The following is a 24759-nucleotide window of genomic DNA, read 5'->3' on the forward strand; positions in this document are numbered from 1 at the left end:
TTCTCCTTTAATTATCTATTCTTTGTTTTTGTGCGTGGATCATAAACATCGGTGTGGAGCCATAATTAATCTTTTCTTCTTCGTTCCACACAAAATCACCAATGCGAGTATCTATCATATATCGACTAAAACCGACTTCTAACAGGGTATTAATATCCCATTGAGGGCGTTTAATTTGACTTAACGGTAATTGGCGAGCAATTCGTTCCATCTCTTTGGTATCTGTATTGACGTAGTGATCTTCAACTTGCTTTTCAATTGAACGCTCTCTATCTGCCACAAAACCTTGCCAGTAATTTTCATCAAAAAGATGTAAATACCAATTAGCATCAAAATTAATCAAACTACCACCTGGTTTTAATACACGAAACCACTCTGAATACGCTTTTTGAGGCGCTTTTAAATTCCATGTCACGTTGCGACTCACCACTAAATCGAATTGTTCACTGGCAAAAGGCAGTTGGTGTACATCACCGCGAATAAATTGAATATTTGCCTGATGCGTTTGCGCATTTTGTTTGGCTTCCAGCAACATGCCCTCAGTTGCATCAATTGCCGTGACATCATGGCCTGATAACGCTAATAAAATGGCAAAAAAACCAGGCCCCGTACCAATATCAAGCACTTTTAAGGTTTCACCTTCTTTGATATGCCCCAATAACAGATGACGCCATTTCTGTTGTTTCTCGCTCAGCAATTCCTGTTGATTAGACTCACTATAACTTTCAGCTCTGATATTCCAGTAGCGAGTTACATCATTAAGTAATTGGTTATTATTTATTTTATTTGTCATCAGAAACCTGCTGTTATATCAACGTAAAAAGAGGAATGAATTCCCCTAAAAGCGAATGATTTGGCTATTTTTTAGTGTGGGTAACATACCTTGTAACGCCTTGATGCTCTATGTGCTATATCAATATTCACCAGTACTCAATAAGAGAGATCGGCCAATTTGCGATCTTTATCTTTAACATAAATGCGCATCCTAATGGGAGTGAAGATAAATAAGCAAATGAATTATTTCCCCTGTTAAAATAGAGAAATAAATTGAGCGGATTTAGAAATAAAATTTAATTTTGTCTTATATTAAAAAAGTGAACGCTTTAATTTCACCTTTTTTATAAAACCGTTATAGTCAATAATATTGCTATCTTAATTTGCTTTCTTTAACCGAATATAGCCGTCACATAAGGCTCTCTAAAATATGAATCGAATCTCACGATTAACGGCTGATATTACCCGCGCCGATTTTGCCTTAACGCACCAACAGCAATTACTTCAATTGCTAACTCAACACTTTCCGACTAAGTATCGTTCTCTATTTGCGACGCCAGAGAAAAAGTCGGATGACGTGATTGAGTGGTATTCTCCTGTTTCTGGTAATCCTATCGCCTTAACGTCGTTACAAGGACAAGAGCAGCAAGAAATAAGACGTATTTTAGATGAACGCCTTAACGATATTAAAACGCAAACGGCGCTATTAGCATCGCAAAATAGAATTACGGATGAAGAGCGCCATCTTTTAGATACAGCATCGACGCTACCTGATAGCGAAAGTGTCTATATTATTAATGGGCAACCCGTTATTACATGGTGGCCACGCACAACACCATTACCGCCACCTATTGCACAAGTCACCGCAGGCGCAAGTGCCGCAGCTGCGGGTGCCGCGCTTGCCGATGTACCCGCCAAAACACGTAATCGCTGGTTACGTTGGCTATTACTCTTCTTATTCTTGCTGTTTTTAATTTTATTGGCGTCTTGGTTAAAAGGCTGTTTTGATCCGAAAGCGGTTCCTCCTATGGTTGAAGAGAAACCTACCGTTGTCATACCGCCAAAACCAGAGCCTGTTCCTGAGCCAGAGCCAATCCCTGAACCCGTTCCAGAACCTGTACCGGAGCCTATTCCTGAGCCTGTACCAGAACCTGCATCAGTGCCCAAGCCTGTGCCAGTGAAAAAACTCACTCCATTAGAAGCTTGTGTACAAGATGAATTGAAAAAAGCGGGTGTGACAGAGAAAACCGCAAATACAACCTATGAAAATCGCTTAGCCAGTAAAATTAAACAAATGTGCCCCGCAGATCGCCCAGCGGAACTTGCACCTCAAGTGATCCTTATCTTTGATGCCTCTGGTTCTATGGCGCTGAGCATGAATTTAACGGAGAGTGATTTAGACTATATCGCTTCAACTGGACAACTTTTCCCAGGTTATGATGCCGAACCTCGACGGATCACAACCGCAAGAAACGCAGCAATAAAAATCATTAATAACATTCCGTCAGATATGAAAATTACCACCGTTGTGGCATCTGACTGTGGTGTTGTGAAATCAAGCCCTGCTTATGGTGGTAATGAGAGATCAAAATTACTCAGTTACATTAAACGTATTGAGCCCGATAGTGGCACACCATTAGCCGAGTCTATCAAGCGTGCAGGTAATTTAATTAAAGGCAATAATCGTGACACCATTATTGTATTGTTATCAGACGGTTTAGAGTCTTGCGATCAAGACCCTTGTGCCGCAGCCAGAACCTTAAAGCGCGCTCACCCTCGCGCCGTCATTAATGTGGTGGATATTTTAGGTACTGGTGCAGGTAACTGTGTGGCAAATGCCACTGGCGGTAAAGTCTTCACGGCGCGTAATGCGAATGAAGTCAGTTTAATGACTCGAAAAGCGATTGAAGATTATATTCCAAAGAACTGTAAATAATGATTGATTACTGTTTCTAATATTTAACTCACCCTCTTTGGTTTCACATTGAGGGTGAATTTTTTTCACGTATTACGTGTATTTTATTATTATATTGAAGTTCACAAGCTCTATATCTTATCTATTTAAGAGCATTCCTTAATTAGGTATTTTTTTCCTTTTTTATTTCCTCATTATTCAGAATAAACCTATTTTGTGATTATTATCACAACAGTTAGATGATCATTAATAGTTTATTCTTTTATATTTTGTCTTTTTTTTCTTCTATTTCATTATTTTTTAATGTAAAACTCAATATCTCGGTGATTTAATCCATATATTTAAGAAAATATAGCGCAACCTGTAACATCATTATTTAATTATCATAATCGTTACCTTAATATTCCCTCTTTCACTCAAGAAAAATAAAAAAACCTTTAATAATAATCAGTTAATCAACCCTAAATAATCCGCTAGATAGACACCCAATTTCTGATAATATAAAATGTATATCAATTTTATATCTTTATTTTTAGCCTTAAAGCCTATTTACGGATAAGCCAACTTACCCATAGATAATCTTGCCTAGCGGAATGATCGTCGTGAATAAAGCATTCTTACGAAGTGGTAAATTAGAAAATTACCTCCCTATGGGAGAAAATGGACAGGCTGTTTATATCTCGGCACTGCAACTACGTGAAACTCTACGTTTAAGAGGAAAGGCACATATTTCTCAATGCCTTGCTATTCCTCAGCCCAATGAAACAGGCGAGCGTATTGACTGGTATTCACCGATTGACGGCTCTGTTATTCCTTGGTCTGCGGCTTCAGAAGAAGAGCGCACTGCCGCTTATGCTCTACTGAAAAAGAATCAAGATGATTTAATCGCCTTTAGTGAACAAGAACAGCAAAGAGCTGGAAATAAAGAAAGCCAGCTTTTTGGCGCCCTGCTCAGTAAAACTATCCAATTTCCTGACGAAAACCATATTTTTATTGTTGATGGACAACCGATTATTACCTTTTGGGGGTTTGTCAGCGCCAATCAGCAACTTAGAGTTGATCCTGTTGCTTGCTTAAAGCCAGCGGTTGCGCCAATCGCACCAACATCACCAGCGGTTCCACCAGCCCAAGAAAATATCATCATTACTGACACTAAGCGTCCTTGGTGGCGTTTTTTATGGTGGCTGTTACCTTTATTATTACTTCTACTCGCTATTTTCTTCTTAAGAGGCTGTTTTTCAACGCCAGCGTTACCTACGGTCGATATTAAAACGCCAGATATTGAAGCGCCTAAATTGCCAGAACCTACGCTTGAAAAACCGAAAATCCCCACAGTGGTAACTAACGGTCACACCGTCGGTGTGCCAACAGGCACTGTTCACACTGGAACATTAGGCACTGTAGATACGAATGGAAATGTGATTAATGGCACTGACGGTAACGGTGCAGTGGTTGATCCTAATACGGGTTTACCTGTGGTTGATCCTCAAACAGACAATAACCAAGGTGCCTTACCTGAAGGAACATTGCCCGAAGATGCACAACAACCGAATGTACCACCCGTTGATCCTGCGGCACAAAATGAGCAACCGAAAACAGATAACAACCCAAATACAGGAAATGAGAGCAACACGCCTAACCCTCCTGTTGATCCCAATGCTCCACCCGATGTTACACCGCCTACGACAGTTGATAACACAACACCACTGACCATTCCTGCGAATGCATTAGCGAATGGCTCAACCCAATTCCTAAATGGCCAATGGAAAGCAGGGGCGGGGATCCAAGATCGAAAAACAGGTAAGCCACTGAGCCTAAATTACCAACTCGATAATGGCAAAGGACAAGTCGTAATGACTCGCAGTGATGGCGTGACCTGCAAAGCACCTGTCAACGCAGCCGTTAATCAAGGCGGATTAAATATTAATAACCAAGGTCAGGCTCTGTGTAGTGATGGCTCAAACTATTTGATGCCAAACATTATTTGCCAGCCAGGAAGCCAAAATATTGCTGATTGCCAAGGAAAATATGAGAACAGTCAGCCATTCCCATTATCAATGAAGCGGGAGAATAACTAATTCATGTTAGCGCCACTGACCGATTATAAAGATAAAATTACCCTTATCCGAGACAGTAATATTCAGTTTCTGGATTTCGGTTTTAAGCTACCACAGCGCAAAGAGTACGGTGAGTTTGTTAAAAAAGGCGAAAACGGCCCGTTAATGCGACTCATCTATAATGAACGAGATGATAACTATCTTTATCCTGCACCTAAAAATCAGCCTCAAACACCGAGAGAAGCTGAATTTAGTTTCTCCCTTGAAGAGTCATTAACACTATTAAATGACACATGGCTACCAGTGCCATTTTTCCGTTTTAATCCACCACGCGCATTCTCTCAAGGCCCTGATAACTGGGTAAGAATGATGTTCCATCAACTGCCAGAGCCCGATGAAGATGGACATACACACCGTGTTGTTGTGGCATTTGATACCCGTATTGAGCCTAATCGCGCCAATACTGCTTATCTTGCACCAAACGAAGAAGATGTTCGCTCTGGTGTTGCTTTTGCGCTGGCCTATTTAGGTTATGAAGTTGAGAACTTCCTTGAAACACCGTGGATTGATGGTTGGTTAAAGGAAGTCTTTAGCGAAAGAGCGCTGGCTGTCACCAAAATGTACCATGATGAACTTGAAGAGGCGCTCAAAGAGTTTCAACATCAAGCACATTACCTCAATTTACTCAATATATTAGGTGAGAAACTACACTTACCTGAAATCAAAATTAACGAAACTAAACCACAAGAGCCTGCGATTGAAGTTGATCTTATTCTTGATGTGGGTAACTCACGCACTTGTGGGATCTTAATTGAAGATCATATCAATGATAACAAAGGGTTAACGCAACTCTATGAAATGACACTGCGTGATCTAAGCCATCCTTATCAAATCTATAATGAGCCATTTGAAAGCCGTGTTGAATTTGCGCAAGCTGAATTTGGTAAACAAGATTTTTCAGTTAATAGCGGTCGCAACAATGCCTTTATGTGGCCCACCATTGGTCGCGTTGGCCCAGAAGCCAATCGCATGGCAGCGCAACGCTTAGGAACTGAAGGTTCAACAGGTATTTCAAGCCCTAAACGCTATTTATGGGACGACTCGCCTTATTCGCCGGGTTGGCGCTTTAGTCGTTCTTTTGGTCAAACAGACAGAGAGCCACTGGCGACTGCTGTGCCGATGACTTATCTTCTAAACGATCACGGTGAACCGTTATTCCGTTTAGAGCCTGATGATCGCATGCCTGTATTTACGCCAAACTATACTCGCAGTTCATTAATGACCATGATGTTAACCGAAGTGTTAGCGCAGGCATTAACACAAATGAACAGCCCAGCTCAACGCCTTAAAATGAGTCACGCAAGTGCGCCTCGTCAATTGCGCAATATCATTTTGACTATTCCACCTGCAATGCCAAAACCAGAGCGCGCTATTTTTGAGACGTGCATGGAAAACGCATTAGGGCTAATTTGGAAAGCCATGAATTGGGACCCGACTGACGAAAAATTGCGTTTTGACGGTAAAGATGAACAATGTCGTATACCGATGCCAAACATCCATGTGAAATGGGATGAAGCCACTTGTGGTCAGTTAGTTTATCTCTACAACGAAACTCAAATTAAATTTGGTGAGCGTACTGAAGCCTTTTTTGCCAGCCAAGTGCGTGAAGATAACCGCACATTAACGGGTGATAGTACATTAAAGATTGCCTCAATTGATATTGGCGGCGGAACAACCGATCTCGTTATCACACGCTATAAATTGGATACAGGTACAGGTAGCAACGTCAAAATTATTCCAACACAGTTATTCCGTGAAGGATTCAAAATTGCAGGTGATGATATTTTATTAGATATCATCCAAATTTGTGTGTTGCCTGCATTACGCACAGCATTAACGGATGCGGGTATTTCTGATGCTGATGCTCTGATGTCTTCTCTTTTTGGCAGTGAAGGTTTAGATGCAGGGCAACAAGTGTTGCGCCAACAGCTTACCCTACAAATCTTTAATCCGATTGGGTTAAAGATTTTAAGCCAATACGAAAACTACGATCCCTTAGTTCCTCATGAAGGCATTAACAGTACTTTTGGTGAATTACTTAACGTTCTACCGACAGAACATGTACGCCGTTATATTGATGACGCAACCAATAAAGAGCTCGGTGGTGGAGAAAGTTTCTCCATTTTAAATGTGCCTGTACAAATTAACTTTGCGCAATTGCACGCTGAATTTATTTCAGGTGAACGTATTAATATCACACGTAGTTTAAAAGCACTGTGTGAAGTACTTTATTACTACTCCTGTGATGTTTTACTGCTGACAGGTCGCCCTTCTCGTTTACCGGGAATTCAAGCGCTATTAAAAGTATTACAGCCTGTACCGCCTTCTCGTATTCTGCCATTACACGGCTACAAAACAGGGGGTTGGTATCCATTCAACAAAAAAGGCCGTATTGACGATCCAAAATCAACAGCGGCAGTCGGTGCAATGTTGTGTTTAATGGCTGAAAATGCACGTTTACTCAACTTCTACTTCTCGACAGGTAACTTTAAGACTTACTCAACAGTACGTTATTTAGGGATGTTGGATAACAACAACACTATTTCCGATAATGACGTTTACTACCGTGATATTCAGGATAAATTTGAGCCTGATCCTGATACCTATTTTGAAGTCAGAGGCGGAATACGCTTAGGTTTCCGTCAATTGGATAATGCCCGTTGGCCTGCGTCTCCACTTTATACCTTACGCATTAAAAATCCGAAATTGGCACAGCAACTTAGCCAAGAAGACAGCGTATTGCATATCAAGTTGGGAGAAGAAAGAGGTGCCTCCGGCCATAATGATGACAATAAATCTGAAAAATTACGTATTGAAGAAATGGAGCTTATTAATGGCAAAGGTGGCGTTAATAAGAACGGTTTAAGCTTCAAACTCAATACGTTAGCAGATAGTGGTATTGGTGAAACATCCTATTGGCTGGATAGCGGGAGTGTATTAGGTAAATGAATATGATGGATGAAAAACAGTTAACAGCCAAATGGGATGCCATTTATCAAGGCGCAGGTAAAGCCATTGATTGGGTAACGGCCGTAAGAGGTAATGCACCTCGTTTAAATACCGAAGCCGATAGCCTTATCTATCGTCTGCGCCGTAGCCGTAATATGGCGAAAAATCTCAGTTTAGCGACACAACGACCAATGTCTGTGGGCTTTTTTGGTCTGTCTCAGGCAGGAAAATCGTACCTGATTTCAGCACTTGCCGCAGGACAAGAAGGCCGATTAAGAACGAGCATGTCAGGTAAAACCCTTGATTTTATCGACCACATCAACCCACCGGGTGGCGGTAAAGAAGCCACAGGTTTAGTGACTCGCTTTAGTCGCAATGCCACAAAAGGTACGCAAGAGTTTCCTGTCGAGCTACATCTTTTCAGCGAAATTGAGATTGTTAAAATTCTCGCTAATGCTTATCTGTATGACTTTAATCAGGAAAAAATTGAATTTGAATTAGATGATGAGAAAATTTCTCGTTTAATCAATTCATTAAGCACACAACGCAGTGCGACACCTGTTGCGGGTATTACTCATGATGATGTTGTTTCATTATGGGATTATCTGCAACGCCATGCGGAAAAAAGCCAGAAAAAACTGGCGACAACCTATTGGCCTAAAGCGATTGAATTAGCGCCTTATCTCAGCATTGCGCAACGCGCTAAACTCTTTTCTGTTTTATGGGGCGATATTGCAGAGCTGACATCCGCTTATCAACGTTTTAGCACCACACTGGCTTCTTTAGGTAATGCATCTCTTGTTTTGGCTCCGCTCTCTTCTTTAGTCAAAGAACAAGACGGCGTGTTAGTACAAGCAGACAGTATTATGAATGTGGATATGTTAGAGCGTCTCAATACTGCCAATGATAGCCAGATCAGCATTTGTCCTGTTCATGGCGATCGTATTGATGCCCCTGTCACATTGTCATTAGCCGAATTAACTGCACTGACGGTTGAATTAGTCGTCCCATTATTAGATGCACCGAGTAAGGCTCTATTTGAACACGTTGAACTGCTTGATTTTCCGGGCTATCGCGGTCGTTTAGGCGTTGAAACTATGGCGGATGTACGTCGTCAGGTCAACGATGACAGCGCTAATCCTCTGGCACAGCTTATTCTTCGGGGTAAAGTTGCCTATCTGTTTGAACGTTATACCGATAACCAAGAGATGAATGTACTTGTGGTATGTACCGCATCAAACAAGCAATCAGACGTAAAAGAAGTCGGTGCAGTTCTCACAGAGTGGATCAATAACACGCAAGGTAAAGATGCATTAACACGCGCTAAACGCCCTTCTGGTTTAATTTGGGCAATGACCATGTTTGATATGCGTATTACCAACTCATTAACCCTGAATGAAGCGTTATTGCGTCAATCATGGGGTAAAGGTGGCATGATCAAAATGGCCATGTTAGAGCGCTTTGGTCAATATGAATGGATGTCATCAGATTGGATCAATGGTGAAGCCTTCAATAACACCTTCTTAGTGCGTAAACCAGGTGTACCTACCCCATTTATTCAAATCAGTAATGGCAAAGAGACTGTCTTAAACGAGGGCAGTGTTTCACAATTACATCTGATGAAAAAAACCTTTGCTGAAGACGAAACTGTCCAACGCTATATTCGTGAGCCAGACCAAGCATGGGATGCTATGTTGTCGCTTAACGATGGCGGTATGCAACGCCTTGCCGACTACCTTGAAACCGTTGCGTTAAAATCACTGAAACTTGAACGTATTAGTGAGCAATTGCAAGAAATTCAACGTGATTTAATCGGTCATCATCTTGAAAAATGGTATCAATCAGGCGGTGAAGAAGAGCTCCAAGTCAAACGCCGTAACGCAGCCACTATTTTACGCTTTATGCAAAGTCGCCCTTATTTGCAAGGTGCTTTACTGGATTACCTGTTGCCTTCTCGCAAATCACTCTACGATCTATATATGCAAGAAAAAGAGGTTATCGATACGCTTTCAGATAACAAAAAAGCGACTCAAGCGCCAGTTTCTGCCTTTGCAGCTATAGAGCAACCGACTTTTGATCTCTTTAGCGATGCCCCGATTTCTCTAGAGCCTGAAGAAGATGAAGCCCCTAAAGGTCACGGCAATGAGGTTACCTATCCTAAAAAAGTGATGGCATTATGGATAAATCATCTGCGTAGCCTGCCTGATAACAGTACCTTGTTAACCTATTTAGGCATTGACCAAGAAATTATGGTGTTGCTAGTTGATGAGCTTATCACGGCTATTAATCGCCTAGGTGTTGAACAACGCATGTTGAAAACCCTTGCAGGGACAGAAGCCATTGCCCGTCGTGATGACTTAGCCGAACAGCAGTCATCTCGTGTTTATAATGTGCTGGGTGATTTTATTACTTGGTTTAATTTCAAAGATAACGGTGTTGAGAAGCCAGATAGCAAAATCAATGTCGGTCATAAAATCTTTGAAAAACCCGATAACACTAGCGTGCAATGGGGTGAGGATGAGCGCTTAGTTCGCTTACCTACCAACCCTGTTAACTACACCCTTTTATTTGTAATTGATTGGCTTATCGCTTTATCAGCGATTATTACTGAGAATGCGGGGCATTCTGCGGGAAGAGAGATCAGTGCTGAACAAAACGCACTATTAGGCCAAATAATTCAAACCATGAAATCATCCGTCGTGGAGTCATAATTCGTGTTTAATCCAGAATTAAAACCCGTACAACCTGCTCGTCCTGGCTTTGCGGTATTAAGTATTCGTAATTGGGAAGGTGACGCTTCCCCTGTTTATTTAAGCATTCAGCGTAACCAAGATCGCTATTTCTTAAATGATAAAGGGGAATGGGTAGGTAATGCCTTTTTCCACCAGCTTTCACTTGAAGATGCTGATGACGGTTATCAAATCGTTCTTGATAAAACGTTGGTTGATCCCCTCGTTAGCAACTTACAAATGGCGTATCAATTTACGTTGAAAGACGATAATGAAACACAAGATATCGGGCGATTACGTATTCGTGATGGCGTATTAGCCTCACAAGCGCAAGGTCAAAGTGAAGCATTAAAATCAACGGCAACATTAGATAATCAGCCTGTTCCACCGGCTCCTATTGTTGAAGAAGCGCCACAGGAGCCAGAGCCAGAACCTATCAAAATTGGATCTGAAGAACCAGAGCCAATTATCCCTGAAATCAAAGTAGATGAACCGCCACAGCGCCCAATACCACCCGCGCCGAAAAAATCAAAAATTGGCTTAATTTTAGCCATTATCTTGATTTTAATTTTAGCAGGTGTCTTAACATGGTTCTTCTTACTAAGAGGTAATCCTGCTGGCGAGCCTGCGCCACAGCCGACACCAGAACCCACAACCCCAAGTGTGTGTAGTGTTGAAAATATGAAATCTGGTACTGCATTAGCCTTTGTACAAAGCTGCATACAGAGCCAACCAGATAGCAAAACTATCCTTGCAACGATTGAACAAGCAAAACAGAACAATCAATGTGATGTTGCTCAACGTTTATATGCTTATAAAGCACAATCAGGTGATGTTGATATCGCACTGAATTACGCTCGTGAATACGATCCAGAAACCGCATCAGCACAAGGTTGCTTTAGTGCAGACAAAGAAACAGCTATTTATTGGTACGAAGCGGTTCTAAATCATGACTCACAAAACAGCGACGCAAAAGCGCGTCTTGAAGCTTTGAAAAAATAGGAAAGTCGCATGAAAAAGGCGCATTGGCTTACTCTTATTCTCAGCGGTTTAATTCTAACAGCACCAACAAGTGCTGAAGAGAAAAAGCCGCTATTACAAGAGGGTAAAAAAACCCTCTATCAACGTGTATTAACTTATCCAGGTTGCCAAGTTGCTGACAAGATTGGCGCAACAGGGAAAGAGCAACCTGCATTTAGCCGTTTTTATGTTTATCAGCGTCAAAAACAAGGCGCCAATGAGTGGCTACAAGTTGGCCCTGATAGCTTAGGTCATATTAGCGGTTGGATGAATGCAAGTTGTACATCAGAGTGGAAAATGCAGTTAACTCTCGCATTTACTAACCCTGCGGGTCGTAACCCAATGCTGTTTTTCAAAGATAAGCAAACGGTTGAAAGCTTACTTGAAAGTCCAACCCCTGAAAAACAGTACAAGCCCTTTTTAGCAGATATCAAAAACCAAAAAGTGAATCCGGCTGTTTTAGCAAAAGAGCCTGATTATATGATTGATCAGAAAAGTAATTTCTATCTACTGCCTGTATTAGGCTCAGATGAAGTCTTTACTGATGCTGGCTATAAAGTGCGAGTGCTCAATGTGGCTTCTGTCTCTTCACAAACCAAAGACAGCAAAGACGCACAGAATGCGAATGCTACTGCAAACAGTGCAAAACCAACAACACCTAACAGCAAAGATGCTGACAATATGATGCAAGGTTTTTCTGCCGCAGTAGTGTTTGTTATCGACTCAACAATATCAATGGATCCTTACATTGATAGAACCAAAGAAGCGATTCAAAAGGTTTACGCACAAGTCGAAAAAGACAACATGTTGGATAAGGTCAAATTTGGTTTAGTGGCATTTCGCTCTAATATCAAAGCCGTTCCTGCATTGGAATACGACAGCAAAATGTTTGTTAATCCCAATGATGTCAAAGATGGCCCTGACTTCCTCAATAAAGTCAAAGAATTACGCCAAGCGAAAGTCTCAAGTAGCCGTTTTGATGAAGATGCTTATGCGGGTGTAATGCAAGCCCTTGATGATGTTGATTGGACACGCTTTGGTGCGCGTTACGTTATTTTAATCACCGATGCAGGCGCATTAACGGGAGATGATCCTCTTTCATCAACTAAGCTCGATGCTGAACAAATTCGCCAAGAAGCCGCTTATCGCGGTGTTGCACTTTATACACTGCATTTAAAAACGCCATCAGGTGCAAAAAATCACGCTTCTGCTCAAGCACAATATGAGGCGCTAACGCTCAATCCTTTCTTACACAAATCGCTTTACTACCCAATTAATTCAGGGGATATCAATAGCTTTGGTCGGATGGTCGATAGCCTAGCAACCGCTGTAACCACTCAAATTCAAACGGCTTATCGTGGTGAAGCGGCTGTGGGTAGCGCACTAAATGCTGATCCTGCTTATAGCAAAGACAAAGAAACAAACACCTTACTTAACGATGCGCACGATTTAGGGTATGCCATGCGTTTAGCCTATTTAGGTGAAAAACAAGGCACTAAAGCACCACCTGTGTTTAAAGCATGGATAAGCGACCGTGATTTATTGCAGCAAAATATCCCAACCACAGAAGTACAGGTCTTATTGACTAAAAGTGAGTTGAGTGATTTAAGCGATGTCATGAAAAAAATCGTTAATGCTGCTAATGAAGGTTTGATCTCTCCAGACAATATGTTTGCGGATTTGCGTTCGATTGCCGCCACAATGGGTAACGATCCAAACCAAATCAAACAAGGTTCAGCAACCAAATTAGGCGAAATGGGCTTACTCGGTGAATACGTCGAAAACCTCCCTTACTTAAGTGAGGTGCTTGGTTTAGATGAAGAAACGTGGAAAAGCTGGGATGGCCTTGAGCAAGAGAAATTTATCCGCCGACTCAATACGAAGTTGCAATATTATCAACGCTATAACGAAGATGTTGATCGTTGGATATCCCTTGCACCACAAAGCGATCCTCGCGATCACGTTTATCCTGTTCCACTGGAAAACCTGCCTTAATGATCCAGATTGAAGGCATGGCAATTACGCGTGGTGATGCGCAACACGGCTTTCGTGTTGCGCTTCCTTCATTGACCCTTGAGAAAGGGGAAATCGGCGCGCTAACTGGCTTAAGCGGTTGCGGTAAAAGCACCTTATTGGAAATGTTCGGGCTGATTTTACGTCCCGATGAATTAACCCATTTTCAACTCGGTGATGATTTAATTATCACGCAAGCGGTGTTGAATAATGAACAAGCGCAACTCTCATCATTACGTGCTGAGAAATTGGGTTTTATGCTCCAAAGTGGCGGGTTACTTCCCTTTTTAACCGTCATGCAAAATATCCAATTACCTCGTAAAATGTTGGGATTAACACTGCACTCTTCTTGGCTTGATCACGCTATTGATCATCTGCAATTACGCCCCTTGCTTAATCGCCTTCCTCGCCAGCTCTCCATTGGTGAACGTCAACGCGCTGCGTTTATTCGCGCAATCGCCCATGAGCCAGCTTTATTACTTGCCGATGAGCCAACGGCCGCTCTCGATCCCCATAATGCACAAGCGCTATATGCATTGATTGTGGAGATGGTAAAACAACTCGATATCTCTGCGCTGGTTGTTAGTCACGATTGGTCTTTAGTCGAGCGTTTTGGCTTCAGCCACTATCACGCACAACTAGAAGGAGGCGGTAGTGTCTTTATCAAACAATAGCGCCAATCCTAATCGCCTTGGCTTACTCAGTTCACTCGCTTGGCGAGACTTAATTTATGATCGCAAAGTCGCTCTCTGTATTGTGTTCTCTTTAGTCTCAGTTATTGCACCACTGTTACTGCTATTTGGACTAAAAAACGGCATTGTGACGCAGCTTCACAACCAACTGCTAAATGATCCTCGTAACCTTGAAATACGTATGTTAGGCAATGGTAATTATCCACAAAGTTGGTTTAATGAGATTGCACACAAAGAAGAGGTTCGTTTTGTTATCCCATTAACTCGTAGCTTAAACACACAAGCCGATATTGTGATTGATGGGCAACATTTTATTGATAATGCGGAAATTATTCCGACAGCAGAAAACGATCCGTTATTAGAAGGTGTGGCTATTCCCAAAAATGCAGACACCTTAGTACTTTCGTCCAATGCCGCTCAAAAACTACAAGCAAATGTCGGCGATAGTGTGCGCTTATTTATCAGCCGTAAACTTAATGGCGTTAATGAGCGCGCCAAACGCACCTTTACTGTTGGCGCCATTATCAGCGATAGCAAATTTCCAAGAGCGGCCGCTTTTGTTTCTCTTGATGTTTTAGTGGCAATGGAAGATTACCGAGATGGTTATCAAACGCCGCTTTTTGGCATAACACAAGGCACTGAAGCGAAACCAAGAACTCAATTTGCTAAAGCTCGCCTTTATGCAAAAAATTTAGATGCCATTGCACCACTAGATGATTGGTTTAGACAACAACACATTGATGTGATGACACAAAAAAGCCAAATAGAGTCTGTAAAAGCCATCAGCTACGTTCTTAACGTTATTTTTTCCGTGATTGCTTGGGTATCACTATTAGGCTGTATTGCCTCATTAATTGGCGCCTTCCTTGCCAATATTGATCGCAAACGTAAAGACATGGCAGTACTACGCCTATTGGGTTTTCGTCAATTTGCAGTTTCTTTATATATTGTGTTGCAAGCGCTGTTATTAACGAGTGTTGCCTTTATTTTAGCCCTTGGGCTTTATGGTATCGGTAGCACCTTATTTACCACATTATTAGGCACACATTTACCTGAACAATCCTTTGTCTGTCAGTTAACATTATGGGATTTATTGATTGCCATGTGCAGTGCCTTACTTGTGGCTTTAGTGGTGGCAAGTATTGGTGCATTACGTGCCGTTTCGATTGAACCTGCGGAGAGCTTACGTGAAATTTAATTTATCACTTCTAACTTTATCATTCGCGCTGTTATCTAGCAGTTTTACCGCATCTGCCAAATGGGATGATAAATTCGTTAACCCAAAAGCTTTGCCTGATGATGTGATCTTGCCTTTTCCTTGTGAAGGTTCAATGGTCTTTCGCCAAGTCACTATTCCATTAAGCCAACCGCTACAAGACTACAGTGTGACATTAGGGCAAGAAGGCGATGAATGGGGTTATTTGGAACAATCACGAGCAGAACATATTGCGGGTAGCTTTCCATTAAAAGGTAAAGAGAAAGGCCGTTACTACCTTATGGCAAAATACCCCGTTACCGATCTGCAATATAACGCCATGCAGAGCGTGATTAACGGTAAAGAGTGCCCTGTTGCGTCAAATAAATTACGTTTACCAAAAGTGAATATCAGTTGGTATGAAGCAATGCAATTTGCAGACCAATATAACCAATGGTTAAGAAGCAAACATCCCGAAGCACTACCTGTTGAAGATGGCGCAAAAGGTTTTGCAAGATTACCGACAGAAACGGAGTGGGAATTTGCGGCGCGTGGTGGCTTAAAAGTGTCTGCCTCAGAATTTCGTGATATGCGCTTCCCGATGCCAGAAGGCACCAAAAACTATATTTGGTCTGCGGGCAGTCAATCTGCGAATGGCTCTTTACAGTTAACCGGTTTGTTATCGCCTAATCCACTAGGCTTACATGACATGCTCGGTAATGTCGCTGAAATGATGTTTGAACCCTTTAGATTAAACAAACTCGACCGCTTACATGGGCAAGCTGGTGGCTTTATTGTGCGTGGTGGTAGTTATCTCACCCCAGAAAGCGATATGCGCAGTTCATGGCGTCAAGAAGAGCCTTATTACACCAATACCGGTGCAAATAAAAACAAATACACAGGCTTTCGTTTAGCGATTGTCGCGCCAGCATTGACATCGAGAGACAAAATCAAAGAGATCGAAAAAGAGTGGCAACAACTGGGCAATGAGAAGCCCGCTAACGATAAATCAAAAACCAATAGCGATAACTCGATTAATAGCCTAAATACGCTCTCAACCCAGGTGCAAGATGAAGCACTGAAAAAACAGTTAGCTGAATTGAAAAATACATTACGCGCAAATACCCAACTGCGTGATGAGCAACGAGATCAAGCTATCCGCACATCACTGCAATTGGGTGCATTTTTATGTACCAAATTAAAAGATGATGGCGAGTTCTACGACAGATTAATTGCATTACATGAAAAAAATTGTCCTGCGGGCACAAAAGATGCCACTTGCGAACGACGCCAAGAGCAAGTTAACGAACATAAGAAAACCCTCGACTTTGTCGTGAGTTATTACGCAGACACATTAGTGGATATGGCAACAACTTATGATGCCTCTTTGGTGAAACCACAAATTGACGTTGTACGCCAATTGATGGAAGCCAGAGGAAAATCAAATTTAAATACGTACCTTTCAACGTATATGCAGGGACTCCAAGGATATTGGGCTAACGGTAAAGTTTCACGGAACGAATGGCTTGAAGCGTGCAAAAAACAATAACAGAGACTTGGGATAATAGGTGTGGTATGAACAAACAACTTATGGCAGTACTTGGCATTAGTGCTGTGCTTGCCCTATCAGGATGTCAAAGTAATAGCGGTACTGACCCTCGTTTGAAAAATAACAGTGATATGGAGTTTTTCAGCAAATCAGGCATTACGGCTTGTGCGGGTGGTGCGGCGATTGGTGCATTAGGCTGTTTAGTCTCAAACTCCAGCAATAAAGGCGCATGTATGCTTATTGCTGCAGTTGCGGGTTGTGGTGTCGGTATTGGTGCAAATGCCTATTTAGACAATAAACGCCAAAACTATGCGACAAAAGAAGAGATGCTCAATTCAATGATTGCTGATATTCGAAATGAAAATCAGCGTTTACAGAGTGCCTCTAACACAGCGAAAGCGGTTATTGCTGATGATAAAAAAGCCATTGCAAAAATTCAGCAAGAAATGAAACAACAACGTTTAAATAAAGAAGCTGCAGAGAAACAACTGAAAGGTATTGATGCCAATATTGCAGCACTGCGTTCTCGTTTAGCAGATATGAAAAAACGTGAAGGTGAGTGGCGAGATATTGCAGCGCAGAGTCGTCAAGATGGCTTAAAAACAGCACAACTTGATAAACAAATCGATGGGATGAAGAAGCAAGTGACCTCTTTACAAGAAGAACTTGATAGTCTTTATACTCAACGGACAGCAATAAAGCTTAGTTAACGTTAAAAAGGATGATAATGAAATTTTTACCTCTTTCCCTTGTTGGCATGACCTTACTATTAAGCGGTTGTGTCACCAATCCCGCTGATTGTGATCCAACAACGGGTGATGTCAGTATAATTACTAAGTTTAACTGTAATTATTCAGGGACTTACGACAATCGTGTCGAGCAAAAAAAAGCTATTCTCGCTAATGAGAAAGCATTAAATACAGAGTTTAAAGCCGTTCTTGCTGCCATTGAGAAAGAAAAGCAACAAACCAATGCCTCTCTCAAAAGTCAGCAAGCTAGCCAACAAGCATTAAACCAATCAATGAATAATCTGTTAAATCAAATTCGCCAAAAAACGAAAGGGCAAAATGATATTCAAAAACAGATCAATGAAATTGACAAACAAATGAAAGCGGCACAAAACAACCCATCAAAATCAGTGATGGAAAAACAACTTGAATTAGAGAACTTACAAAATCAAGTCATTAACCTACAAAGTGATTTAGGTCTTAAATAAGCCTAAAAAGGCTCTCTATTATTATTTAGAGAGCCTTTTTATTTAATTCCATTCTTATTTTTTATTTATTTTCATAGTGATTTATATTATCAAAATATTATTTATATAATCTTAATAACAACTAATAGACCTCTTTAATAAAACAACCGCATTTAAGCTAACGTGTTATTTTTTATTCCATTTGAAATGGACTCATCATTATAATTCCATCGCTTAATAATACATTCTTATTATTTAAATTATGGGATATAACTAATGAAAACAAAATTACTATCAACTTTATTTATTACTGGTTTATTGGCTACATCTTCGGCTTATGCTCAAAATGAGATTAAATTAGATAAAACAACACTTTCAGCGGGTTACGCACAACTTAAAATGGAAGGCCAAAACCCTATGCATGGTGGTTCTCTCTCTTTACGCCAAGAGCTGAATCAGCAGGTTGGTATTTTAGCCACCGCAACTTATGCACAAAATGAATATGACTTAGATAAGCCAGTTAAAAAAGTACTGCGTGATATTAATGCCCGCTATTATTCTGTTATGGCTGGCCCTACATTACGTTTAAATGATTTTTTCAGTGTCTATGGTGTTGCAGGTATTAGCCAAATACAATTTAAGAATATCGCTGACAAAGATATCGCACAAAACAAAATCAAGAAGAATGCCTTTAGTTGGGGTGCGGGTATCATTATTAATCCTACTGAAATGCTATCTATGTCTGTGGGTTATGAGAATAGCCGCTATAAAATGAATGAATTAAGCAGTAACCGTTTAGTCATGGATGGTTTTATTGCCAATATTGGTTATCGCTTTTAATTAAATTATTATGACTTAATAAAAACACTTAAAAACAAAAAGCCTCTGCTTTATAAAAACAGAGGCAAATTAACGCAAAAAAGACCCACACTAGGGAATAACACAGACACCGATTGTCTAAACAACTTTCTAAATCATTTTATTAAATCTTGATAAGTGCCTAGCTGATAACCTCGTTCCACAATCGCTTGTTTTAACGTGATATCTGTTAATACTTCAAGCTCCGTTAAGCGCTGAAAGCAATAACCACTTGCACGTAACGAATTATCAATAAAAGCAGGATGTGTCATCACTTCAAGAGAGTGCTCACGACGTGCTTTTGATTCATCAAGCACCTTTAAAAATAAAGCCTGTGTGATTTCATCACCATAAAACTGGCTATCGAAACCCTCACTACTGATCACACCTTGAGTATCAATGCCCTCTTTTTGCGCTAAAGGTCTATCAACGCGCATTGGTAACGATTTTTCTTTGGCAAATTCCGCCACAATAGGAAAAATTTGCTTGAACATATGCACATGATGATGGCTATCAATATGGTCTGGTTCACAACCAAAGATCTCAATAAAACGCTGATATTGAGCGCTAAGCTCAACACGTATTTCATCAAGTGGCAAATTGCCCTCTTCTGCCATTTGCCAGACCCATTTCCCTAGCACACCTTCACGCGTTAAAGAAGATAAAGGAGACAGCGGTTTACCCATCGTCAACGTAAAATGAAGCCCAACACCTAATCCAGGCAACTCATGACGCAATTGTGCTGCATGTTTAATTCCTTCAGCATTGACAAGTGCCGTTGTTGAGCTAACCACGCCATGACGAAAACACTCTGCAATACCGTAGTTTTGACCTTTACTTAGCCCGAAATCATCCGCATTCACAATTAATAAACCAGCCATTCTGTCTCCTTATTACTTATTTTTATCTACTGACAATTAATGAGAGGCTTTTTCTAACTCAGCAATTGCTTTGGCAAAATTAGGTAGATGTGCTTTATGTGCTAATAACATTTCACGCGTAAGTACTTCTGCATCTTTATCTGAAAGTACTAACGGTGTTAAGTTCATCGCTAATAAAGCATCATTTAATTCGCCACTAATAGCCGCTTTGCTGGCCGCGATTTCAAAGGCTTTGATGGTATGAATTAATCCCATCACTTTTTCATCAAAATGTGTTAAACGAGGATGAGGTTTAGCGCCATCACGCCCTAAAATAGCAGTCACTTCAATTGACCAATCTGCTGGAATATTATCGATATGACCATGATGTGGAATATTCACATAATGCTCAGCTTGTTTATCATTATAAATAGCATTAATCACTTCACAGGCTGCATCAGAATAATAAGCACCACCACGTAATTCCAACTCTTTCGGTTTGATATTTAAATCAGGATCTTTATACAATTCAAACAATTGTTTTTCGACTTTTTGTACTACTTTAGCGCGAGCACCGCCTTTATAGTATTCACCCATTTCAATAGCTAACATCTCTTTTTGCTTGAAGTAATACAGCAAATAAGAGCACGGCAGCATATTAAGAGAGCGGATCAACCCTTCACTAAATGGTAGGTCAAAAATATTTTTCACAGAGCCCGCGGTTAATGTTCCTGAAGCCACGCCATCTAATAATTCAGGGAAGCGAGACTGACCATTTACAATAACGTCTTTAATAAACACCATATGATTTAAGCCAAATAAATCAATGGAGAGTTCATCTTTATCCGTCAGGTTAAGAACATCTGTAATAAACATCTTCATACCGATTGGAATATTACAAACCCCAATAAACTTCTTAAAATTGGTATGGCGATAAACGGCTTCTGTCACCATGCCAGCTGGATTCGTAAAGTTGATGATCCACGCATTAGGGCAAATCTCTTCAACATCCTTAATAATATCGAAAATAACAGGGATAGTGCGTAAACCTTTAAATAGCCCACCAGCACCATTGGTTTCTTGCCCTAAATAACCATGACTTAAAGGAATTGATTCATCAAGCTCTCTTGCTTTCAATTGACCAACACGCAATTGTGTCGTGACAAAATCAGCGTCTTTTAATGCTTCACGACGATTAAGTGTTTTATAAATGGTTAAAGGAATATCCGCCTTTTTTACCATGCGTTGGCAAAGCTCAAAAATAATATCAAGCTTCTCTTGCCCTTCTTCAACATCCACTAACCATAATTCAGTGATGGGTAGTTCATGATAACGCTTAATAAAACCTTCTAGTAATTCAGGCGTATAACTGCTTCCACCACCAATGGTAACTACTTTTAATTTATGACTCATAAAATACTCCCATACAGCGTAATAGTGCTGTTATTTGTGTATTAATGGCGAAATTAAGGCGTAAAGAGCCATGAAGAAAATAAGCTTATTTTCTTCTTTCTCTCTATTTTCGATAAAATTAATCTTTATTGTTGATTAATTTCTTACGCTTAATAATGAATTAGTTTGTTTCTTTAATGCTGTATAAATTTTTTCGATAACTATTTGGAGTCAGCGAAGTTATTTTCTTAAATGTCTTAATAAATAAACTTGGGCTGCTGTAACCTGCATCAAAAGCAATATCTGTTATCGAATAGTTTGTAATTTCCAATTGTTTTTTCGCAAAATTAATTCGAATATCATGAATAATTTGCATGGGTGTTTTATCGTAATAACGCCGAGTTGCTCGGGTTAAATATTCTTGTGATTTCCCTGATAACATCACCATATTCGCCAATGCATTTTCACCAAATTTTTGTTTGTCATGCATCTCGCTTACCGTGTCTTTCAGCCATAAGGGAATATCGTCTTGTGTTCTATTTTCTCGATGGTGTCGTAATCTATTCACCACATTAAAGGTGATAATTTCAATAAACTCATTAAATTCGGTATGGCGGAAATTCAGTGATCCAACAACCGATTCAATATAGGAAAGAAACTCATTTTTTAATTCATAAACTTGTGAGGCAACAAAATAAGAAGGCAGTAATGAGAGATAATGTTTATCAAAAAAGGCTTTGCTAATACCCACATTGAGAATACGAGTTGCACCAAATTCATAAAAACTTTGATGATGAGAACCAATGGGAATAAAAACAAAATCACCACGTTCGAGTAAAATCTTTTTACCATTTATCTCTTGATAATAGCGCCCTGTTAATACAATGGTGAATTCATAATAGTCATGCTGATGCAATCCACTAACACTTTCTGTTTTATTATAAATAAAGACATGAAAGTTTTTGCCATTAAATAGCTGATCTTCATAGACCATGCGTATTTCGCTTTGCGCTCTCAATGACTCCACCACGGTATTCATCTTATTTTATCTTCTCATGTAACTCGATTAATTCTGTCACCAACTCTCTGGCTAACATTGATGTCATTAAATGATCTTGCGCGTGAACTAATACCAAACTGACTTTCGTTTTTCCTACACCTTGGTCATCACCAATTAAACGAGTCTGTATTTTATGTGCTTCATTTAATGCTTCGCGAGATTGTTCCATTAATTTTCTCGCGCCATCAAAATCACCTTCTTTGGCTTTTTTTAACGCGCCATAAGCCACACTACGAGCTTGGCCTGAGTTAATGATAAGCCCCATAATGATCTCTTCAAATTCATCATCGGTTGCACTGCTATCAACAGCATTTTCAATATCTAACATCATATTTCCTCTTTGACACTGCAAGCGCAGAGAAGCCTCTGCACTTGTGTTTTCTATCACTTAAAATTTCAACGCATTGGCAATATCTTCTTCACTTTCTTCTTTTTCAATTTCAGTTTGCGCTTTATTTGAAATAATCACGAAAGGCAGATAAATCAGTGTGGCAACACCCAAGTTAAACAGTGCTAATAACAGTGCCGCAATACTACCGTTGGTATTAAAGAAAGCACCTAGTCCGGTTGGCATTGTCCACGGCGCAATATTTGTCACTGGTGGGATTATCCCTAAGTAATAAGCCGTCACCGTAATCGCAGCAAGAATAGGCTGAATAAGAATAAATGGAATAAACATCACGGGGTTCATAATCACGGGCAGACCAAAAATAATCGGTTCGTTAATTTGGAATAAACCTGCTGGTAATGCCAGTTTTGCCACTTGGCGATGATCGGCACGACGAGATGCGATAAAGATAGCCAGAATAAGTCCCAGTGTTGCCCCTGTACCGCCTAAGAAGATAAAGGAGTCTAACATTGGTTTTGCCCAGAGGTGGAACGTCTTACCCGCTGCCAGTGCCGCTTCCACTGAACCGTATTCGGTGTAAATTGACACGTTCTCTAACGCCCAAGGCGTCATAATGCCACTATCAAGTGCAGCAAGAGCGAGTGATCCATGAATACCAAAGAACCACAGTAGAGAAGTGAAGATAACATAAGCCCAACCAACCACAGATCCCATTGATGCTAATGGTGTTGAGATAGAATCTAAAATAATTTGATGGAAGTTCGTTTCATACGTTGCTAATCCCCACGAAACAATCCCCATGACTGATAAAATAATAAAGCCTGGAATTAATGCAGAGAATGAACGTGAAACAGATGCGGGTACGCTATCTGGTAAACGGATTACCCAGTTACGACGCACAATAAAGGTAAACATTTCAGCCACAACAAGACCAATAATGATACCTGAAATGATATTTGCCCCGCCTAACCAATTAGCGCCGACTGCATAAGCACCACCTGCGTTATAAGGTGTTACTGTCATAAAGGCTGCAATGGAAAGTAAACCTGCTGCAATCGGGTCAACTTTACGCTCTTCTGCTAATGCCATTCCGATAAAGAACGGTGCCATCAACGACATTATACCCAATGTACCATTATAGACATTTCCCCCGATGGCTTTAAAACCATTGAGCGTTTCTATTGTTGATGCATCAAGGCGGATACCTAAAGAATAAAAGAAGGAGCCATCACCAAAACTAAGAAAAACGTTATTGATAAGTACAAACATTGCCCCTGCAAGGGTTAATGGCATTAAACGAATAAAGCCATTTTTAATCGCATTAACGTGAGGTTGCTTTCCAATTTTAACCGCAAAAGGAAGGAGTACCTTTTCAAGTGAACCAATAAACTTACTCATAGAAAAATACCCTTAAAATGCCGCTAATTGCTCGGCTTGCTGAAAAATTCGCTCTTTGACTGGAATAGAAATAATAAAAAAATAAAAAATAGAATTAATTTGTTGTTGCAGATGCTTTTTTAATAGAGGCGACAGCGGCTTTTAACACACCTAAGCCATCTACTTTTCCGTATAACAAAGAATCGATCACTTCGACCGGTTTATTAGGGAGTAATTTTTGGATATCAGGCAACATCCAGCTAATTTGTGGACCCAGTAAAATCAGATCCGCATCCTGTCCTTTTTGTGCTGCTAAGGTTTCAGGAAATGCTTCAATGACCACAGGCACCTCATATTTTTCTGCTTGTGCTCGCATTTTGGTCACGAGAAGAGATGTTGACATGCCAGCAGAACAAAATAAGTAAATATATTTCTTTTGCATAAAACCCTCTTGAGTTGGCAACGATTTACCCTAGAGATAACAAGGCTTTCTCTTGTGCATTCATTACTGTGTCAGTACAGAAACCGAAGTAAGATTAAAATAAGGATTGTTTCTGCTTGAATGAAGTATACGCAATGATACTGGTTAACGATATTTCTTATAGGTTCAGAATTGTCTCTCCTTGACCTACTCTTTTGACACTCTTCACAAATTGAGCAAATAATCTTAAGAGTTCTTTCACGTCACGAAATTTGTCTTTCTGATTAACACCTA

At 40.4% G+C, this 24759-nt stretch carries 19 protein-coding genes; 12 read left to right on the forward strand and 7 right to left on the reverse strand.

Going from position 1 to position 24759, the window contains the following annotated elements:
* Nucleotides 1-7: 7 nt before the first annotated feature.
* On the reverse strand, nt 8-793 hold the full coding sequence (locus tag ABN212_RS10935) for a class I SAM-dependent methyltransferase (RefSeq protein ID WP_109373726.1): 786 nt from the start codon (nt 791-793) through the stop codon (nt 8-10).
* A 411-nt stretch (nt 794-1204) separates the two neighbouring features.
* Between ABN212_RS10935 and ABN212_RS10940 the strand changes: the two genes are divergently transcribed.
* The 12 genes from ABN212_RS10940 to ABN212_RS10995 all read left to right on the forward strand — a co-directional run bounded on the left by ABN212_RS10940 (nt 1205) and on the right by ABN212_RS10995 (nt 18988).
* A complete protein-coding gene (locus ABN212_RS10940) occupies nt 1205-2710 on the forward strand; it encodes a vWA domain-containing protein (protein ID WP_349443216.1) in 1506 nt (501 codons plus the stop codon).
* A 581-nt stretch (nt 2711-3291) separates the two neighbouring features.
* The gene (locus ABN212_RS10945) at nt 3292-4767 is read left to right on the forward strand and encodes an SrfA family protein (protein WP_432807465.1); all 1476 of its coding nucleotides are present in this window, start codon (nt 3292-3294) and stop codon (nt 4765-4767) included.
* A gap of 3 nt (nt 4768-4770) precedes the next feature.
* Nucleotides 4771-7755 carry a virulence factor SrfB gene (locus tag ABN212_RS10950; RefSeq protein ID WP_198632423.1) on the forward strand — a complete coding sequence of 995 codons (2985 nt, stop codon included), beginning with the start codon at nt 4771-4773 and terminating at the stop codon, nt 7753-7755.
* A 2-nt stretch (nt 7756-7757) separates the two neighbouring features.
* Nucleotides 7758-10466, forward strand: coding sequence for a putative virulence factor (locus tag ABN212_RS10955; RefSeq protein ID WP_232797606.1), 2709 nt, complete (start codon nt 7758-7760; stop codon nt 10464-10466).
* Nucleotides 10467-10469: 3 nt separating this feature from the next.
* Nucleotides 10470-11486: a hypothetical protein gene (locus ABN212_RS10960; protein ID WP_196533924.1), complete on the forward strand. Its 1017-nt coding sequence runs from the start codon at nt 10470-10472 to the stop codon at nt 11484-11486.
* A 9-nt stretch (nt 11487-11495) separates the two neighbouring features.
* The gene (locus ABN212_RS10965) at nt 11496-13499 is read left to right on the forward strand and encodes a vWA domain-containing protein (protein WP_349443218.1); all 2004 of its coding nucleotides are present in this window, start codon (nt 11496-11498) and stop codon (nt 13497-13499) included.
* Nucleotides 13499-14191, forward strand: coding sequence for an ABC transporter ATP-binding protein (locus tag ABN212_RS10970; protein ID WP_232797605.1), 693 nt, complete (start codon nt 13499-13501; stop codon nt 14189-14191). Before ABN212_RS10965 ends, ABN212_RS10970 begins: the two co-directional genes overlap by 1 nt.
* Nucleotides 14172-15407: an ABC transporter permease gene (locus tag ABN212_RS10975; protein WP_349443219.1), complete on the forward strand. Its 1236-nt coding sequence runs from the start codon at nt 14172-14174 to the stop codon at nt 15405-15407. The genes ABN212_RS10970 and ABN212_RS10975 overlap by 20 nt, the downstream gene beginning before the upstream one ends.
* Nucleotides 15397-16953, forward strand: coding sequence for a formylglycine-generating enzyme family protein (locus ABN212_RS10980; RefSeq protein ID WP_198629968.1), 1557 nt, complete (start codon nt 15397-15399; stop codon nt 16951-16953). Before ABN212_RS10975 ends, ABN212_RS10980 begins: the two co-directional genes overlap by 11 nt.
* 26 nt (nt 16954-16979) lie before the next feature.
* Nucleotides 16980-17663, forward strand: coding sequence for a hypothetical protein (locus tag ABN212_RS10985; RefSeq protein WP_109373735.1), 684 nt, complete (start codon nt 16980-16982; stop codon nt 17661-17663).
* Between the two features lie 17 nt (nt 17664-17680).
* A complete protein-coding gene (locus tag ABN212_RS10990) occupies nt 17681-18169 on the forward strand; it encodes a hypothetical protein (RefSeq protein WP_232797604.1) in 489 nt (162 codons plus the stop codon).
* A gap of 255 nt (nt 18170-18424) precedes the next feature.
* Entirely contained in the window at nt 18425-18988 is a 564-nt protein-coding gene (locus ABN212_RS10995; protein ID WP_198620115.1) for an Ail/Lom family outer membrane beta-barrel protein, read from the forward strand.
* A gap of 134 nt (nt 18989-19122) precedes the next feature.
* Here ABN212_RS10995 and chbG read toward each other — a convergent pair whose 3' ends face one another.
* From chbG to ABN212_RS11025, 6 genes are all read right to left on the reverse strand, one after another.
* Nucleotides 19123-19887 (reverse strand): chitin disaccharide deacetylase, encoded by a 765-nt coding sequence (chbG, locus tag ABN212_RS11000; protein ID WP_349443220.1) that lies wholly within the window; start codon nt 19885-19887, stop codon nt 19123-19125.
* Nucleotides 19888-19923: 36 nt separating this feature from the next.
* Nucleotides 19924-21279 (reverse strand): 6-phospho-beta-glucosidase, encoded by a 1356-nt coding sequence (locus ABN212_RS11005; RefSeq protein WP_198620117.1) that lies wholly within the window; start codon nt 21277-21279, stop codon nt 19924-19926.
* A gap of 160 nt (nt 21280-21439) precedes the next feature.
* Nucleotides 21440-22297 carry a transcriptional regulator ChbR gene (gene chbR / locus ABN212_RS11010; protein WP_198620118.1) on the reverse strand — a complete coding sequence of 286 codons (858 nt, stop codon included), beginning with the start codon at nt 22295-22297 and terminating at the stop codon, nt 21440-21442.
* A 1-nt stretch (nt 22298) separates the two neighbouring features.
* Nucleotides 22299-22646, reverse strand: coding sequence for a PTS N,N'-diacetylchitobiose transporter subunit IIA (chbA, locus tag ABN212_RS11015; RefSeq protein ID WP_088494268.1), 348 nt, complete (start codon nt 22644-22646; stop codon nt 22299-22301).
* Nucleotides 22647-22706: 60 nt separating this feature from the next.
* Nucleotides 22707-24065, reverse strand: coding sequence for a PTS N,N'-diacetylchitobiose transporter subunit IIC (chbC, locus tag ABN212_RS11020; RefSeq protein ID WP_023583173.1), 1359 nt, complete (start codon nt 24063-24065; stop codon nt 22707-22709).
* 94 nt (nt 24066-24159) lie between these two features.
* Entirely contained in the window at nt 24160-24486 is a 327-nt protein-coding gene (locus ABN212_RS11025; protein WP_069369489.1) for a PTS sugar transporter subunit IIB, read from the reverse strand.
* Between the last annotated feature and the right edge of the window lie 273 nt (nt 24487-24759).

The organism is Proteus genomosp. 6, from assembly GCF_040139785.1.
Classification (GTDB): Bacteria; Pseudomonadota; Gammaproteobacteria; order Enterobacterales; family Enterobacteriaceae; genus Proteus.